Origin of the sequence: Paenibacillus sp. FSL H8-0332 (assembly GCF_037963835.1) — a bacterium.
In the GTDB taxonomy this organism is placed as follows: Bacteria; Bacillota; Bacilli; order Paenibacillales; family Paenibacillaceae; genus Paenibacillus_AQ; species Paenibacillus_AQ rhizoplanae.
In genome coordinates this window covers 7399650-7418063 of the sequence record NZ_CP150145.1, presented here as the reverse complement: position 1 = coordinate 7418063, position 18414 = coordinate 7399650, and the positions used below count along the sequence as shown (strand labels likewise).

Genomic DNA, 18414 nt, shown 5'->3' with positions numbered 1-18414 from the left:
AATAAATTGATAGTCTTTCTTTTCACAAGTATAAACTAAAAACTGCGGGAAATCCTTCATTCGCCAAAGGTTCCAATCATTCTACAACAAAAGGAGCGCCCCGCAGCCATCAACATGACTAACCGGAGCGCTCCCTGATTGAAACCTACTATATTATTAATGAAATAACACTATTATCTAAAGCCTAGTTCAAAGCCTTCCATACCCAGTTCTCAACCTCTGGAAGATCGATGCCTTCTTCGCGGATGTATGCGTGATGCTTCTGCACGATGGCGTCCATCTCGTCAGCGATAGCCTGGTATTTGCTTGCTTCCGGCAGGCTCAGCACAGCTTCCTTCGTAAGATCGAAGCGGTCCATCTGATTGAGTACGCGCATATCGAACGGTGTAGTGATGTCGCCATTCTCGCGGTAGCCATGCACATGCAGGTTATGGTTGTGGCGGTCGAAGAACAGGTCTTTGATCAGGCCTTCATAGCCGTGGAAGGCGAAGATGACCGGTTTATCTTTTGTGAAAAATTGATCAAACTCCTCGTCAGACAAGCCGCGCGGATCAAGCTTCTGGCTTCTCAGCTTCAGCAGATCGACCACGTTGATGTAGCGGATCTTCAGCTCAGGCAGCTTCTCATGCAGGATCGAGATGGCAGCCAAGGCTTCCATAGTGGGTTCTGTACCCGAAGAAGCGATAACGAGATCCGGCTCTCCGCCTTTGTCGGTGCTGGCCCAGTCAATGATCTTGAGGCCTTTAGTTACCAGCTCCTGAGCTTCATCAGCCGAGAACCACTGCGGACGCGGATGCTTGGAGGATACGACCAGGTTGATCTTCTGACGGTCATTCAGGATCGTATCGAATACGGCCAGCAAGCTGTTCGCATCAGATGGCAGATACTCACGGATGAATTCAGGCTTCTTGTCAGCCAGATGTCCGAGCAGACCCGGATCTTGGTGGGTATAACCGTTATGGTCCTGCTGGAACACGGTCGATGTGGCGATCACGTTCAGGGAAGGAATGTCCTCTCTCCAGGTCTGATCTGTAGCCTTACGCAGCCACTTGAAGTGCTGAGTGATCATCGAATCGACCACGCGCAGGAAGGCTTCATAGCTGGCGAAGAATCCATGGCGTCCAGTCAGGACATAACCTTCCAGAATTCCTTCTGCCTGATGCTCAGACAGCTGGGAGTCAATGACACGGCCGTATGGAGCGAGGAATTCATCCTGCGGTTCCTGAATGGCATCCATCCATTGGCGTTTAGTCACTTCAAATACGGGTCCCAGACGGTTGGACATGGTCTCATCCGGTCCAAAAATCCGGAAGTTGCGGTTCTCTTCGTTGAGGGTTACAACCTCTTTCAGGTATTTCCCCAGCACGGCCATATCCTGCGCAATCACTTGACCCGGAACGGAATTATCCAGGGTGTAGTTGCGGAAATTCGGCTTGTGCAGGTCTTTGATCAGCTTGCCGGCATTCGTTACAGGGTTCATCCCCATACGTCTGTCGCCGGTTGGCAGCAGCTCAGCCAGATCTGCGTTCAGGCGGCCGTTCTCATCGAACAATTCTTCAGGTCTGTAGCTGTTCAGCCATTCCAGCAATGCCGGAGCATGCTTCATGTTCTTCTGATCAACCGGAATCGGCACCTGGTGGGCACGGAAGGAGCCTTCATTCGGCACGCCGTCCCATGCTTTTGGACCGGTCCAGCCTTTAGGTGTACGGAAGACCAGCATCGGCCACACAGGGCGTGTAGTGTCGTTATTTTCACGGGCATTCTTCTGAATGGCGGCAATTCTCTCTACAATGGTATCTAGCACCTTAGCCATTTCGGGGTGCATCAGATCCGGATTCTCGCCTTCCACGAAGAACGCTTCCCAGCCATTTCCGGCAAAATAGGCGGTTAATTCTTCTCTGCTCATCCGTGACAGAATCGTCGGGTTACTGATCTTGAAGCCGTTCAAGTGCAGAATCGGCAATACAGCACCGTCTGTGATCGGGTTAATGAACCGGTTGGACAGCCAGGAAGCGGCCAGCGGGCCAGTCTCTGCTTCACCGTCACCTACAACAACAGCGGAGATCAGGTCAGGGTTATCGAGAATCGAACCCACGCTGTGCGACAGGGAATAACCCAGCTCGCCGCCTTCGTGAATGGATCCAGGCGTTTCAGGAGCAGCATGGGAGGCAACACCGCCAGGGAAGGAGAACTGCTTGAACAGCTTTTTCAGACCCGGGATGTCTTGAGTGATCTGCGGGTAGATTTCGGTGTAGCTTCCGTCCAGATAAGAGTTCGACACCATCACCTGACCGCCATGGCCCGGGCCTTCAATATAGAACATGTTGAGATCATATTTAGTGATTACACGGTTCAGGTGCGCATAGATAAAGTTCTGCCCCGGGATTGTGCCCCAGTGTCCGATCGGCTTTACTTTTACATCTGCATCCTTCAACGGTTCTCTTAACAACGGGTTATCCTTCAAATAAAGCTGGCCTACGGAGATGTAGTTCGTTGCACGCCAGTAAGCGTCAAGCTTTGCCAGATACGTTTTCGAGGAATAATCCACCTGTTCGATTGTTAATCCCATGTCTTCCACTCCCTAATCTTTTTCTTTGTAAATTGAATGTATCACTTCTACAGTTACATCATACATCGGCATTTCAGAAATTCAATCTTTTTAGAAATTAATACGGTCCAATATTGTGAAATTTTGAACATAGTATGAAATTCGCTGCAAATCACGCACAAAAAGATGTTTAATTTTATAATTTTGGATTAATATGTTATCTGAAAAATTGCCAAAAAAGACCGGGACTCCTCCCGGCCTGCTATACCTCAGTTATGTCCGTTAATGCACAGATACGAACGTGTTAAACTTCAGATACTCGTAATGGAAGCGCATATGTGAGAATTCAAACGGCGTACCGTTATCCAGAAAGAAGATCCCCTCCATAATCCCCACGGGTTCATTCTCCCGAAGATGCAGCAGCTCCTGATCTTCAGGCAGCGAAGGCTCGGCAAAAATAGACAAAAAGGATTTGGTTACCGCCAGATTGCGCGACTCCTCCAGATAATGAAAAATCGACCCTTCGATAATCGTCTGGTCGAGATTTTGCACAATTTTGATCGGAATATATCCCGTCTCAATCATGAAGGGCGCACCTTCAAACAGGCGCAGCCGCACGATCTTATACACGAAATCATGGGGCATCAGGAACAAATCCCGCTGAAGCTCCTCCGTGGGCCGGATGACCTCGAAGTTCAGCACCTTGATCTCCGGCTTCTTGCCGTGCATCTGGAAGTTATCCGACACCCCAAGATTAGAGCCTTCGTAATTGAAGATCGAATCGTTCTTTATGTACAACGGATTGATGAAGGTGCCAGAGCCGCGTTTCTTGAAAATAATACCCGAGCTCTCCATCTTCATCAGCGCACGCTTAATGGTACTGCGGCTAACCTGATACGCCTCGCTGAGACTGCGTTCATCCGGCAGCTTCATATCGGCGTACTGCCCGGCAAAGATCTTCGTTTTGAGGTCAGCAATAATCTGCTTGTAGACAAATTGGGTCATGGGGTGCTCCTTCGTCGGGTCTTTGCAGAACCAGTTCATTCAAGATTAAATATATCATAATTTAGATAGGGCAAAAAGGATGAATCCACGGATTCACCCTTTTTGACGCTTGTTGTCCCAATCCCTGTACCATTTGACAATCTCCCGGCTCGGTTTCTCCGCAACCTCAGCTTCCATAACCGTTTCCAGTAATACATACTGTCTTTGCACCAGAAAATGAAAACCCATTCTATCCGATATTTGCATGTATAATAATTGCGCTTGCTCCTCTAACGGATAGCGGGTGCAGACCTGTTCAATGTGCTTGAAGGCCTGTTCATATTCTGCATTCCCCATATACCAGCGGACCAGATTCAACTTCAGCCGAATCCACTGCAGCTGGAATCTCTGCCGTTCAAGCTCCGCCCACACATAATCGTAACCCTCCAGGTATTCACTCTTGAACAGCTTCAGGATTCGTTCATATTCGGGCAGTGTGTCGTTCGAGAGCTCTAACCCCGCTTGGATAAAGCGGTCAAACTCATCAATGTCCAGGCAGATTCCATCCAGCTTGAGCAGATAGCCGTCCGCCGTATTTTGCAGAAGAATCCGTTCTCTGCTGAAGGGCTCCAGCATTTTGCGGATATGATACACAGCGGTATATAACTGCGGATAGGCCCTGTTCGGATCAAAATCAGCCCACAGCAATTCAATCAGAGTGGCTTTACTGACCACTTTGCCGCGATGATGCAGCAGATAAAAGAAGATTTCCTGCGCCTTCGCCGTTCTCCATTGCAGTGACGGAAGCTCCTGACTCCCTTCGTAGATCCGGAAGGCATCGAACATCAGCATTCTCCAGCTTGTCTGCGCTGATGCTGCCCGGGCTGCCAGGCCAGGCTTCTGCTGAGCATTCAATCTCCGAACTGTAAGCTTCAGACGGTCCATATGAATCGGCTTAAGCAAATAATCCAGGGCATTCAGCTCAAAAGCCTTGATCGCATACTTATCATATGCCGTTACGAATACAACCTGCAGATCGGGTCTCCGTTCCAGCAGCCTTTCCGCCAGCTCAATCCCGCTCAGCTCCGGTAAATGAATATCGAGAAACACAATATCGGTCTCGGTCTCCTCCACCTTTTGCTGCCCTTGCAGCGGATCGGTATATTTGCCGATAATCTCAAAATCACCAAGCGCATGCAATTGGCGTTCCAAAGCCTTTAGTGCCAATTCTTCATCGTCAATCAGGATTGCTTTCATTCGGATCTCCTTCGCAACTGGAAATCGGTACGGTTGTATAACCATTATACTTCAAATTTAATGATTTAGGGGCTGGAGGAGAAATGATCTCTCCTCCAACCCCTATTCATTTATTCTGTAACCCGTTGTTCCTTCTGTTCACTGTCGATCCGGTACTGATGGTCGATGATAGCCTCCTGGATATCCAGGTAGGCCCAATGATTCTTGGAGACATCCGGGAATTTCACCGCATCTGCTCCATGGAGCGGGCCGCGGTCAAACATCTGATTAACAATGACTACTGCTTCCGCACGGGTCAGATAAGCATTCGGCTTGAAGCTGCCGTCCGGGTAGCCCTTGAGCAGGCCTGCCGACACGTTGGCTTCAATTACCGCCTGAGCCCAATGTCCAGTTGTATCGCTGAAGCTCGATTTTCCGTCTACCGGTAAGGCAAGCTTCAGGTAGTTGGCAGCAGCAGCGGCCATCTCTGCTCTCGTAATCGGTGCATTGCCCCGGAATTTCCCGGCCGGATCACCCTTCATCACGCCCTGTGCATTCACGAAGGCAATGGCTGCTGCCGCATAATGGCGGACAGCCACATCCGGGAAGGGAGGAGTGCCTACAGCCGCACTAGCATCATAGCCTAGATTCCGGGCAATCATGAGTGCCATCTGCGAGCGCGTTACCCGATCGTCCGGCTTGAATTGACCATCCGGGAAGCCAACGATATAGGATACATGTGTAGCAGGCGACTGATTATTGAAGTTGATAATCGTAAAGGTACTGAATTTGCTTACCGAGAATTCCAGTCCAAGCAGTCCCTCTTTATAGGTAACCGCTTTGCCTTTGACAACCTCTTTCGTGCCGTCGGTATGTTCAATGAAAATACCGAGCTGTGCGAGGAATGCATTACGTGCCGCTTCGTTCGCAGGCAGCTTCACATCTTTGAGCGGCAGAATCAGAGTTACCGCCCGGCTGGACAGGTTCGTCTCGATGGTCATCGGTCTTGCGACCACTTCAATCCGATTGTCCTTCGCCACTTCACGGACTACAGCCTCAAGTGTGGCTCTCTTCTCAATCTCATTGCGCTCTGCTGCATTCCTTACCGGTACTAGCCGGAAATAGAAATCCTGCCCGATTCCTTCCAGAGAAGCGTTCGGGATACGGATGATTGCGTTCTCTGTGTAGATCTCAAGCACAATGCCATTCTCTTTCAGCAATTTGGCAGTCTCTGCCGGAATCTGGACATTCACTTCGCTGACATTGTCTGCCGGATCCGGAATGACCACACGGGCGATGCTTTGTCCCGTCTCTTGCGCTTTCTTCACGGCTTCTTCGGCCTTATCCTTGGTGAAGCGGACCAGATCCGTTATCGTTCCGTTGCTGTGAGTCGTCCGCTGGACCGGCACTTTCGTGATGCCAGCCACATTGGCTCCGCCGATAGCCACATCTACCTCAATGACTTCGGTTTTGGTGGTATCTGGAGCAGGAGCAGGTGCGGAGCCTCCGCCGCCACTCGAAACAGGCTCTTGTCTGGTAACGATTATCGTATAAGTGTTCGTTTTACCAGCAGAATCCTTGACGGTAACCAGAACTTCGTTCTTGCCTACTTTTAGAGGGAGCGCTTTGCTCCAGTCTCCGTTCGTCACCTCTACCGGAGCTTCACCGGCAATGCTGAGTGTTACCACCGCACCCGGATCAAGTGTAACCGGCTTGAATGACATTTCATATACACTGTTCGCTACGGATACATCATAGCTAGCAGTTTCAGGCTTGAACTCAGGCTGCAGTGTGCCGCTCGAAGGATCAAGCGATACGAGCTTCCCGCTTGCGCGGATGACCTGAATCTGGTATTGCCCCAGCTTAACGCCTGGACGCTTCGCATCCACAATATCTACCTGGATGATGTTCAGCCCTTCCTGAAGCGGCAGCTTGCTCCAGTCTCCGTCAGGAACCTCTACACCATTCAAGCTAACCTTGCGCAGCGTATCGTTGTCTCCTGCCGGAGCAAGATTCAGCGCAATAGTACCCGTCTCATTAGGCACGGTCGCCTGATAGCCGCTTGGTACATCCGGCTGGAAGGCTGGACTTAAGGGTACCGGCTTACCCCCAACACTTAATCCCAGACCGTCCTCAGGCAGCTTGCCTGCGTCTGAGATATACTTGGAATCCCCGCCAAGATCAATTCCCGGCTGCAGACCCGTAAGCGGGTTATTCTTGTTGCCATTCTCCGTTACGTTGCCAAGCGCTGGATCGTAGCTGAGCAGACCGCCCTTATGATCAGCAGGAATCGGAACAATCAATTCATTGCCATTGATCTCAAAAGGCTCCTGAAGCGGCACTCCGCCGTAAGTGAATCCGGCCAGATCGGTCAGATCGTTGATCGGCTTGTTGAACACCAGCTTAAGCTTGCCCGCTTCGGGATAGGCGGCGATCAGCTGAAGCGGAATTACATTGTTATCCTTCGTAATGCCTGACTGCTCGCCGGCTTGGATCGGCTTCAATTCGTTCAGGACGTTGCCCTCAGCCGTAACATTACCGGCAGCAGGATCGTACCCTACGACCAATGGATCATTTGGACCAAGGGCATCTTCCAGAACGACTTCTACTTTATCGCCCTGTACAGACTTCACAGCAATAACCTTACGTCCATCGACGGTAAGTCCCGTGAGATCAGCAGCCGTCAACATGGAATCTACAGGCTGGTTGAACGTCAATACCGCGTGATCCGGCTGACCTTCGTTTACCGCCACATGAGTCAATTCCAGCTGTGGTACAGTGAACGGCACCAGCTTCGTTTCTGTTCTCACTTCATCGCCGAATGTCTTGGTCGAAGTCACCGCCACATGGTAGGAGCCCGGTGCCAGTGGACCCGGCAGCTTGGTATCCCATTTGTAAACATTATCGGTGACGGTAATTCCCACCTCAAGGTCAAACAGATAGGCGTCGGGATGGGCGTCCACATTATAGACAGCAGCCGTAACTACCGAGTCCAGTGCAGCTTGTCCGGTTACCGGGAGCGGGAAGTCTGCTCCATATACCTCTGTTCCCTTCGCAGGCTCTTGGATCTGCAAAGAGTCACCGAATGGACCGTTCGCGATCAGCGTAAAGTCTGAAACCGGCTCTTTCCCCGGTGTCTTAGCCTCGATTGCCGATTGCGCGTCATCATATTCGATTCTAACCACAGGGTCATTAACCAGCGGGCTGGCCAAGGTCAGAATAATGACACTGGGATCTTCGGACGATACTACAGCATTCGTAACATCAACCAGTTTTCCGTCCAATGTCACTCTGAAGTCGTCCGTCGGGTCCGCATCGTTTCCATTGAATTTGACCGGTTTGTCGAACTTAATGGATACCTGATCGTTTCTTCCGGCTGTATAGCTCGCTTCCTCAGCCACAGGTGGCTGCTTCACCAGTCCCTCAACCGCATCCGCCACGCTCTTACGGGCAGCCTCAACCTTTTCAGGGGAAGCATGTTCATCTTCAAGAACAGCGTTGGCATCATCTACTGCCTTTTTGAGAACGGCCAGAGATTCCTTCGTATAGACCTGCGGAGCGAGGTCGAGAATTTCCTGCGCTTCACCGGCATCCGTTTTCAGCGCTGTTTTGTCCACCAGTGTTATGGTTGTGTTAATGCTGGTGTTGGAATCGCCTGGCATGCCGCCGTATTCAACTAGGTAGGCATTTACCTCGCTGTCAATTGGATAATCATTCCACTTTCCGCTGTTAGCACCACCAGAATAAATATGGACCACATACTCGAATACAGAATCATTGGGCTCTCCCACAGCCCAGTTAGCGTACATGGTATTTCCGTAAGTTGCATCCGTAACCTTGGCGGAATCATCTCTTCCCCCAGCAGCTTTATAACCCTTATAGAAAGGAAGCCCGGATTTGCCTTCGTACTGCAGCTCCCCTTCCGGTCCAGTCACCCAGCGCCAATCGCCGTAGCCTTTATATTTTTCAATGTTCTGCAGGGTGGAGACACGTGTTGTAGCCTTTCCGTTCGCATCTACCTCCCGGGCTACATCTTTCCCGCCAATCCAGCCAATTACTGGAGTCTTATCGACAATAAAAGCGTTCTCATCCGGGTCAGTAATCGTCACCAGATACCCTTTGCGTCCATAATAACTCTTCTTCTCGGCATCCGCCTTGGCTTTCGGCCACGTGATGCTAGTTTCCGCCACATACTCATAGAAATGGCCATTTTTATTAAAGGCCGGGACAGGACCAAGACCGAAAGTCAGACTGCGCTCTCCTGGCGATGTCATTGTAAATTCGGCATTCTCCAGTACATTCTGATAAACTTCGGTCGAAGCCTCACCTTTTAATATATATACCCCATTGTTCCCGCCGGAGGTAACTGTAATTCCTGTACCGGCCGTTACGAATGTAATCTTGTCACCTGACTTATATCCGTTAATGACAATCGTTGCGCCCGTCATCTTCTCTCCGGCATTTGCGGTTATAAATAGCTCCGGGAAGGTTAAGTTAACAGCTCCGCTATCCTTGGTGAAACTCCGGTACTTCTCCGAAGTGAAAATTTGTTCTGTACCCTCATTCTCCGCGACTGCCGCATGAGCCACTGGCCCAAGCACCGCAAAGTTAGCGGCGACCAGTGCAATCGACAAAGAGGCGGCCAGACTTCGGGACCATCTTTTATTCCATTTCTTCGATGTTGTCATCTTTTTTTGTACTCCTCATCTAATGGGACTTTTATGGGATCAGCCGACACTTCCTATTGTTCATAGACCGCTTGCCTATTACCTGTAAATTCCTCCCTTCCTATGCAGGCGTTCACCAAATCGTACTAACGGGATACCGACAGGTTGTGTATCATAATCTCTTAGTTTCTAATACTATCCGACAGTCCTCTACATTAACTCTACAAATCCCCTTTTTTGTGACAAAGATCATTGCATAATTGCGAATCTTCCCCCGGACTTGTGTTGCGGTTCATTTAAAAAACTTAAAAAAAGACACCCTAAGGGTGCCCTGGTTGATCCTGCGGATAGCTTATTTCCGTTAATTCACCGGGATATACATGTTCTGAACCTCCTGCACCCCGGGCTTAAACCCGAGATTATAGTACACAGATTCCGCATCATTTCCCTCCATTACATACAATCTCAGCAGCGGATAAGTCCCCTTCAGCATCGTCAGCGCTCTTTGCAGCATCCGTGTAGCCAGCCCCCTTCCCCGATAGGCGGGATTCACGCCAATGCTATAGACTGCGGCCACATTATCCTGGAGACACAGCCTGCAGCCCGCAATGAGCTGATCTGTCGCGTTATCGAATACCAGCGTGGAAGCCTGCGTCAATATTTCATTGGAGTAATTAGGATCAGTGGGCAGGAAATCTCCCACAACGGTTTGCTTCCTCCGGGTTGCATCCAGTCCGCCTCTAAAACTTTCAAAATCACAGCGGGCAATCTCCTCTGCGAGGATAAACCGTTTATCCCCTGCCTCATTCTCCTCTACTTCAGGACTCTCAATCCGCAGATTGTCCTCCCAGTTGATGTGGAACTCTTCTGTAGGCCGCTGCATCCAGCGGCATCTGAATTCATCCGGCCAGAAACCTGCCCGCGCGTATAGCTGAACCTGATCGGGCAGAACCTCATAGGTCCGTATCGGTTCCTTCCGGTCAGACCACTGAATCAACAACTTTTTAAGCTGCTTCAATATTCCGAATGAATCGTTAAACGGAGGGATTACAAAGAGATGGTAGATCACATTCGGTGACATCCGGACTCCGCCGATTCTGCTCTCCCCCTTGTATATCCAAAAGGCATTCCTGCGCGGATTCGTATAAACTTCTTCTCTAAAAAAGCCGTTATACTGCATGTTATAATAGACGGAGCAATATACTCCCCACTCCCCGGGCTCTGCTCTCTGAATAGTCCATTCACCATTTAAATCGTAGGATATCGTATCTTCAGACCATTGCTTTACACTCATCGCGCACTCCTCCTTATACCTCCAGCCATTCGGCTGCACTCACATAGATCTTCCTTTTGATCTTAACAAGGCCATGTGCCCATTCAAATATAGGAAACTGCTATAAAAAGACTCTACTGTTTGTTTTTTTCTCAAATATAGGGTATATTGTCAGACCACAACTGTCTTATAATGGAATTGGGCGGGATTCTTCGGTCATTTATGAACGCGCGTTCATAACCCTGCCTGTCATCTATCATGAGGAGGAATGGTTATGCAATACGGTCATTTTGACGACAAGAACAAAGAGTACCTGATTACGAAGCCGAATACGCCTGCTCCTTGGGCCAACTATCTCGGTTCGCCGGAATACGGTGCGATTATCTCAGGTAACGCCGGGGGCTACAGCTTCGTGAAATCCGGGGCCAACGGACGGCATATCCGCTATCACTTCAACTCCAAGGATGAGCCTGGGCGCTACATTTATGTCAAAGACCTGGAGAACGGCGATTATTGGTCCGGCTCCTGGCAGCCTGTGGGCAAGGATCTGGAGCAATACAAGTCCGTCTGCCATCATGGAACCGGATACACGAACATCGTCTCAGATTATGACAATATCCATGCCGAGTCCTTATACTACGTACCGCTGAACAAGACCTATGAAGTATGGCGTATGAAGATCCGCAATGACGGCAGCACTCCGCGTAAGCTGGCTCTCTTCGGCTTCGCCGAATTCACCAATGACAACAACTATGAGCAAGATACCGTGAACCTGCAATACACGCTGTTTATTTCCCGGACCTACTTCAAGCACGATAAAATTCTTCAAGTGATCAATGAAAATATCGCGGGAGAGCAGACCTGGAGATTCTTCGGCGCAGCCGGAGCAGAGGTGGCCGGTTATGACGGGGACCGCGATACATTCCTTGGAGATTACCGCAGCTACGGGAATCCGCTCTCCGTGGAGAACGGTCAATGCTCAAACTCGCTGAACTATAATGCGAATGCCTGCGGTGCCCTGCAGATGAATGTAGAGCTACAGCCGGGAGAAGAGAAGGAAATTGCCTTCCTGCTGGGACAATATGATGAAGAGGGAGCCTCCGGCATTCTTAGCCACTACCAGGATTTATCCGTGGTTGACCGGGAACTTGAAGAACTGAAGACCTTCTGGCACAGCAAGCTTAACCGTTTCCAGGTGCAGACTCCAAGCAACAATCTGAACCATATGATCAACACCTGGAACGCATATCAGTGCTTCATCACCTTCATCTGGTCGCGTGCCGCCTCCTTCCAGTACTCCGGCCTGCGCAACGGGCTCGGCTACCGGGATACGGTGCAGGACATCCAGGGCATTATCCATCTCGATCATGAGATGGCCCTGGAACGCCTGCGGATGATGATCTCGGCCCAGGTCTCTAACGGCGGCGGGCTTCCGCTCGTGAAATTCGATCATAATCCGGGACATGAAGGCACACCGGACGACCCGGAATATGTACGGGAGACCGGGCATCCCCACTATCGGGCCGATGATGCCCTGTGGCTATTCCCAACGGTAATCAAGTATCTGAATGAGAGCGGGAACTGGGACTTCACCGATGAGGTCATTCCTTATTCGGATCAAGGCGAGGCCACGGTATATGAGCATCTGCGGCAGGCCCTTCAATTCAGTCTTGACCGGATGGGTGCCCACGGCATGCCGGTTGGACTTCATGCCGACTGGAACGATTGCCTGCGGCTTGGTGCCAAGGGTGAATCGCTGTTCGTGGCCTTCCAGCTGTACATGGGCTTCAAGGTATTCATGGACATCGCGGAGAACAAGAACAAGCCGGAGGATGCTGCGTGGGCACAAGGCCTGCTGGAGGAGCTGGACGGCAACATCCAGAAGTATGCCTGGGAGAAGGATCAGTTCGTCCGCGGCTTCACCGAGGACAACTATACCATCGGCTCCTGGGAGAACGACGAGGGCCGAATCTGGCTGAACCCGCAGAGCTGGTCGGTATTAAGCGGCGCAGCCCGTCCTGAACAGGCCAAGCTCGCCATGGACAAGGTCTATGACAATCTGCGGACCGATTACGGCACGATGCTGTTCTACCCGCCATTCCGCAAATACGGCTTGCCGGTAGCACTGATGGCGCTGTTCAACGCTTCGACCAAGGAGAACGGCGGCATCTTCAGCCAGCCGCAGGGCTGGCTCATCCTGGCGGAGACGGTGATTGGTAACGGTGAACGCGCGTTCGAGTACTTCCTGAACTGCAGCCCGGCCACCATGAATGATAATGCGGAGGTCCGCAAGCTGGAGCCTTACGTCCACGGCCAATTCGTGGAGTCCAAGGACAGCCCGTATCAGGGCCGGGCCCATGTCCACTGGCTGACCGGCACGGCCTCCACCGTCATGGTCTCACTTGCTGAGGGCATTATGGGCGTTCAGCCCCAGAAAGACGGCCTCCGTCTGGACCCGTGTGTCCCTTCGGACTGGACCAACTTCTCCATGGTACGCGAATTCCGCGGGAAGAAGCTGAACATCCAGGTCGAGAACAAGAGCGGCGTCCAGAAAGGCGTCTCCCGCATCGTCATCAACGGCGAAGAGATCGAGGGCAACCTGATTCCTGTGTCCCGGATGGCGGCAGAGAACGAAGTGCTGGTTGTGATGGGTTAACTTCACGCCGGTCCAAGGAACGGCATAGATCGATACGAAGAAGGAGAGCTGACCCAGCGGGTGCTCTCCTTCTTTTGGCATCACGCATTATGTTACTTCAATATCTTATTCAATTCCTCCGCTGACTTCCTGCTATTCGCTCTGGCATAGAAGTAGAACGCAACCGTATGCAGGATCAAGGATAACAGCAGCATTCCTGGCCACCATGCACTGATGGAATCGAACATCTCGACAGAGAACAACCACACCATGCCCATTCCGCCGGCAATACTGAGAAGCGAACCGATCAGAATATTCCACAGCGGCTTCAGCGTAAAGTGATTCCACAGCACATTATACATCACCCCGAAGACTACGGCAGCGATAGTGGCGATACCCGCCAGACGCCACAGATACAACATCTCCACCGGCTGATCTCTGAAGAACACCGTTAACAGCAGCGTGACCCAAAGCGACGTAAGAGTAAATACCTGAAAGAATCCTTGCCTGATCTGATTAGCCATGATAACTCCTCCTGAAATGATTGATATAGTAGCGGCTGACAGTATAAGAACTATCATTCGTCAGCAGGACTTCCACCCGCGCATTAGCGGTTGCCGAGAATTCTTTGATATAGCGGGTATTGATGATGGTCTGGTTGTTGATCTTGACGAACCCGGGCGTATCCAGCGCTTCCAGCGCGAACTTCAGCCTCGTATTCAGCAGGTACATCTCTCCGGTAATCAGGTGTACACTGCACATCCGGTCTTCCGCTTCGATTACCGCAACCTTGCTTGTCTCCAGGGAGACCTGGCGGTTATTGCTGGCATTGATCACTATGATCCGCTTCTCTGCTGCTTGAAAGGCTGCCTCAAGATTCTTCCAATGCTCCTGCTCCGCCGGATGCGTAACGACCTTAGCCCATCCCCGATCCATCCCGCTGTCTGCTTCAAATCTGATCTCCAACTGGCACTGCCTCCTCTCAACACCCATATTATTATCCTAAAAGCGTTTTGACCATCAATCTGCGTTCTCTTGCAGAAATCCGCTGTTTTGTTTCATCACAGCGCGGGCTGTGCCCCGCAGGCGCATCAAGAAGACTGCCGGGAGCTTCCCGGCAGCCTGCCTGACTATCTTTTATAACCTAGGATCGATCTCCTTCTCCTTCGTCACCTCGAATAACAGGTTCGCGGCAATCTGCTTATAGCCGCTGTTGTCCGCCGAAATATCCTCCAGCTTGACCTCCAGCAGTTGCTTACCCAACCGGTACTCGGCAAGGGAAGTCCGCAGCTTGGGTACGATATTCTTCTGCTTCATCAGCTTGGCATACTTGTGCGGGAATCTGTAGTCGTAGCCGTAGATGATCGACAGGTAACCCGGATTGCGGACCTTCAGGTAAGGGACCACTCCCGGCTGCTCCTGCTCCGGCTTAATCACGATCCCCTCCATCTGCCGTTCGACCGTTATAGTCGCGAAATACTCCTCGGCCCGGCTGTAAGCCTCCGGCTCCTGCAGGTCCAGCACCAGGATCTCATCGTCATTCAGGAAGCGGTACTGCTCTGAGGTTACCCCTTCAGGCACCCGTTCCTCTCCGCTCTCGAGCACTTCCTTCAGGATGGCAAAAGGCTTATACATAAGCTCCGCATCCCCTGCATACAGCTCCAACTGCTGCTTATACACCCGGTACGCCTCATCACGCTGGTCAAGCCCCACATAGGTATCCCGGATGCTGCGGACATGCTTATACGTCTGGTATACATGCGCGCCGTAGCTGGTGTTAAGCGCTTCTTTGGTCAGATGGTGCTGGTCCTGCTCGAACCCGCTGGCTTCATACGCCTGGATCAGCTCACCGAGCGATTCCTCGAACCCGTGCTGCCTCAGGAACGCAAGCTCGTTCTCCAGGGCCCGCCCAATGGGCTGGAACTGGCGTTCAATCAGCCCTTCCCCTAGCGCCTTCCAAGGCAAAAGCTCCCCGTCCAGCAGAAGCACACGGATGCCTTGCTCCGCCATATACGCTCCGAACCGCTCCAGCAATGCTTCATAGACCGGCGTCAGATCTACAGCTTTGACCTTATAACCGTTACGGCTAACCGCATAGCAATGCTCTACGTCCCGGTACAGATACACCGTGCAGCGCGATCCCATGTACTTGGGCTGAAGGACCACCTCGTACACCCCGCGTCCGGCAAAATAATCCAATCCCTTGCGCAGCGACTCCAGCTCGCCCGCTACTTCATCCTTATCCGCCGGCGACATCGTCCCGGAGATGAAGTTGACCTTATTCTGCGAGGAATAGTGCAGTCTGCGCATGGACTCTGCATCCAGCTCCTCCACAGAGACCGTGCTCACTTCGCGGAAGAGAACCGGCAATTCTTCCGGCAATAGCTGCTGGCGGGATTTATGGCTTTTGTAGAACGGTTTGAAGGTTATATGGACAGAAGTTAGCCCGTTCCCATGCACCGCCCCCGTGTCCAGATGTAATTTGTTCTTGATGCGGAACGTCTGCTTAGCAGCAATATGTCCGAACAGATGGAACGGATGGTTCCCCTCCGCCTCCTCCTTCAGGAAGCCCAGCTGCTGCTCGTACGCAGACTCACGGTCCAACCGGAAGTTGCGCTGATGACGCAGCGAATTCGTATCCAGCTTCCCGACATACTTATTGCGGCAAGGGGCATGCGTCACATAGAAGGAAGGCCCCCGATTCCCGATATAGCGGTAAAACGGCTTCGCACTCTCCACCAGCACGGAGAATTGACGGAACAGCTCCTCATCTTCTTGTAACACCTGAGTGGAATCGAAATAGGTTCTCAGCAGCTCCGGCTCAGTCCCCTTAATCTCCCCTCGCAGGTACTTGTAGACGAAATTCTCGTGGTTACCCATTACGAACAGGAAATGCTCCTGATTGTCATACAGGAACTGTATGATCTCCCGGGTCTGCTTGCCTTTATCGATCCAGTCGCCCGCCAGGATGATCCGTGTATTCTTCAGCTTATCCGTAGCGCTTAGCTTCCCTTCTTCCATCCGGTAGCCATAGCTTCGCAGCAGGCCTTGCAGCTCCTGAACACATTCGTGTACGTCCCCGATCACAATGTACTCCTGCTCCTGCGGAAGCACCGCAGCGGCATAGGCCTCCCAGTCCTGAATGTGCACCCGGTAATCCGGGTTCGGCAGCTTTTCCCCCATACCTTCAGGACCTTCCAGCAGAAAATCCTTCGCCCGCACCTTATGAATACCATGATAGCCCTCGCGGGACAGCACAGGCAATACCTCCCGGCGCAGCCGGTTCAGGTGATTTGAGATCAGCTTTTTCGAGCGCTCCGAGGCATAATAATCCTCCCGCTTACGGTAATCGAACAGAATCACTTCAAGGTTGTAGTTATTCTCCTGGGCAATCGCCCGCACCTTGCTGCGGTAATCCTCGGCGAGACCAATCGTATCCATAATGACAAACTCCGCATTAATCGGCCAGGAGGTGACCCGCTTCAGCCGCTCGAACAACAGCGCGAACGTATGCGAGCTGGCCTCCAGCATAACCTGGTCATATTTATCGTAGTCGAAGCCCAAGAGCTCCTGACGGATCAGGTCTGAGGAGAGGTACTGCACATTCGTGCGCAGACCTGTGGTGCTGTCCGCAGCCTTAAGCTGCGGGATCAGCACTTCTTTGGCAAAAGTAGACTTCCCGCACTCCGTCGCTCCCACCAGCATGAATATCGTGTGTACCTTCGTCTGAATGTCCATGGCCTAACCCTCCTGTCTGCGCACAATCGCGCTCTGCGTGGTACGAATGTCGCCCACCCGGTCACCCATGAGCGAGAATTCGGCTTCCACGCCCAGCCCTTGCAGTGTGGCAGTCAGCCACTCTTCGAACGCCGCCTGACCCTTTTCCCACTTGTGATCCTCATGCCGGAAGCCCTCCAGCTCATAGTAAGGATTGAACTCCGCATTCGGCGTGGTCACAACCAGCTGTCCGAAGTCCACATGGCGGATGATCTGCCGGATCAGCGCAGCCGCTTCCGTCTCGCTCATATGCTCCACAACCTCAGTCAGTATGATATCCACCTGCTCCCCGTTGTACGACTCCAGGAAATGCTCCAGCGAGCGTAAGGTGACGATGTTATCGAGCTCCTTGGCCTTTGCCTTCCGGTTCACGACCTCCAGCAGCTCCTCGTTGATATCCACCGCATAATAAGCGCCTTCAATCTTCCCGGCATACGGAATGGCGTAGAAGCCTTCCCCGCAGCCGATATCCAGAATGGGCTTATCGAAAGGAAGCACACCCGAGATGAACGTCCGCCGCTGCATCGCCGTACTGCCATATTCCAGACCAATCGGGTACAGATCCGTTTGCTCGACCGCCGCCTTGTACCGCTTGAACTGCTCCCGGGTCTTCAGGAGATTCCGGGCGAACAGGCTGCGGATATAGAATGGGGCGTCCATCACGTTCAGACTGCGGATATATTTGTCCAGAATCCGATCCGAAATATCGATATATTCATCCCCGAAGATCGATAAGAATAAGGACAGCACACTGACCACATGCAGGAGGTGGTATAAGCTTTTATGCGTAGTAATGGTCAGGGAATAGCTCTTATGCGCCTGATGCTCCAGGGTGAACGTATAATCCTTCAGATGCTGCTCGAAGAACCGGATGTAGTGCAACCGCTCGACATGAATCATCTGGATGGTAAAAGAGTGCTCAAACCCCTCCGCATCCCGATCATCCCGTGCCTTGAACGGGGTAGAGAAGAACTCATTCACCGCATTCAGCGGGAATAACGGGGTGTTATAGCGGGAGACATTGAGGTACTCGAAGCTCTCGCCATCGTTTTTTTTATAGGAGACCTCATTGTCAGCATCCTTGAAATACACATTATAGGTGGTCTCATCCGAATACCAGCCGTAAGCGGTACCCTGACGGACCGGGCGCAGCTGCATGCCGCTCTGCGGATTCTTTTTAATTATGAAGCTTAGCTGCGGGTTCGTTGATCTCAGTTGTACAATAGCCATGATTGTCTTCCTCCCAACTTTTTCTGTTTTGGGATTAACCGTGACTCCAGAGAAGTTTTGGACT

Annotated in this window: 10 protein-coding genes; 1 reads left to right on the top strand and 9 read right to left on the bottom strand. The window is 51.7% G+C overall.

Going from position 1 to position 18414, the window contains the following annotated elements:
* Positions 1 to 184: 184 nt before the first annotated feature.
* The 5 genes from NST43_RS32540 to NST43_RS32520 all read right to left on the bottom strand — a co-directional run bounded on the left by NST43_RS32540 (position 185) and on the right by NST43_RS32520 (position 10729).
* On the bottom strand, positions 185 to 2569 hold the full coding sequence (locus NST43_RS32540) for a phosphoketolase family protein (protein ID WP_339221593.1): 2385 nt from the start codon (positions 2567 to 2569) through the stop codon (positions 185 to 187).
* A 261-nt stretch (positions 2570 to 2830) separates the two neighbouring features.
* Positions 2831 to 3553 carry a GntR family transcriptional regulator gene (locus NST43_RS32535; RefSeq protein ID WP_339221592.1) on the bottom strand — a complete coding sequence of 241 codons (723 nt, stop codon included), beginning with the start codon at positions 3551 to 3553 and terminating at the stop codon, positions 2831 to 2833.
* Positions 3554 to 3646: 93 nt separating this feature from the next.
* On the bottom strand, positions 3647 to 4789 hold the full coding sequence (locus tag NST43_RS32530) for a response regulator (protein ID WP_339221590.1): 1143 nt from the start codon (positions 4787 to 4789) through the stop codon (positions 3647 to 3649).
* 110 nt (positions 4790 to 4899) lie between these two features.
* The gene (locus tag NST43_RS32525) at positions 4900 to 9456 is read right to left on the bottom strand and encodes an S-layer homology domain-containing protein (RefSeq protein WP_339221588.1); all 4557 of its coding nucleotides are present in this window, start codon (positions 9454 to 9456) and stop codon (positions 4900 to 4902) included.
* 340 nt (positions 9457 to 9796) lie between these two features.
* Complete coding sequence (locus NST43_RS32520; protein ID WP_339221587.1) at positions 9797 to 10729, bottom strand: GNAT family N-acetyltransferase; 933 nt, start codon at positions 10727 to 10729, stop codon at positions 9797 to 9799.
* A gap of 253 nt (positions 10730 to 10982) precedes the next feature.
* On the opposite strand from NST43_RS32520, the gene NST43_RS32515 reads away from it, so the two are divergent.
* The gene (locus NST43_RS32515) at positions 10983 to 13364 is read left to right on the top strand and encodes a N,N'-diacetylchitobiose phosphorylase (protein ID WP_339221586.1); all 2382 of its coding nucleotides are present in this window, start codon (positions 10983 to 10985) and stop codon (positions 13362 to 13364) included.
* A 92-nt stretch (positions 13365 to 13456) separates the two neighbouring features.
* Here NST43_RS32515 and NST43_RS32510 read toward each other — a convergent pair whose 3' ends face one another.
* The 4 genes from NST43_RS32510 to NST43_RS32495 all read right to left on the bottom strand — a co-directional run bounded on the left by NST43_RS32510 (position 13457) and on the right by NST43_RS32495 (position 18350).
* Complete coding sequence (locus tag NST43_RS32510) at positions 13457 to 13867, bottom strand: hypothetical protein (protein WP_339221584.1); 411 nt, start codon at positions 13865 to 13867, stop codon at positions 13457 to 13459.
* Positions 13860 to 14309 carry a LytTR family DNA-binding domain-containing protein gene (locus tag NST43_RS32505; RefSeq protein ID WP_339221583.1) on the bottom strand — a complete coding sequence of 150 codons (450 nt, stop codon included), beginning with the start codon at positions 14307 to 14309 and terminating at the stop codon, positions 13860 to 13862. The genes NST43_RS32510 and NST43_RS32505 overlap by 8 nt, the downstream gene beginning before the upstream one ends.
* A 171-nt stretch (positions 14310 to 14480) precedes the next feature.
* Positions 14481 to 17081, bottom strand: a complete 2601-nt coding sequence (locus tag NST43_RS32500; RefSeq protein WP_339221581.1) for a metallophosphoesterase — start codon at positions 17079 to 17081, stop codon at positions 14481 to 14483.
* 3 nt (positions 17082 to 17084) lie between these two features.
* A complete protein-coding gene (locus NST43_RS32495) occupies positions 17085 to 18350 on the bottom strand; it encodes a class I SAM-dependent methyltransferase (protein ID WP_339221579.1) in 1266 nt (421 codons plus the stop codon).
* Between the last annotated feature and the right edge of the window lie 64 nt (positions 18351 to 18414).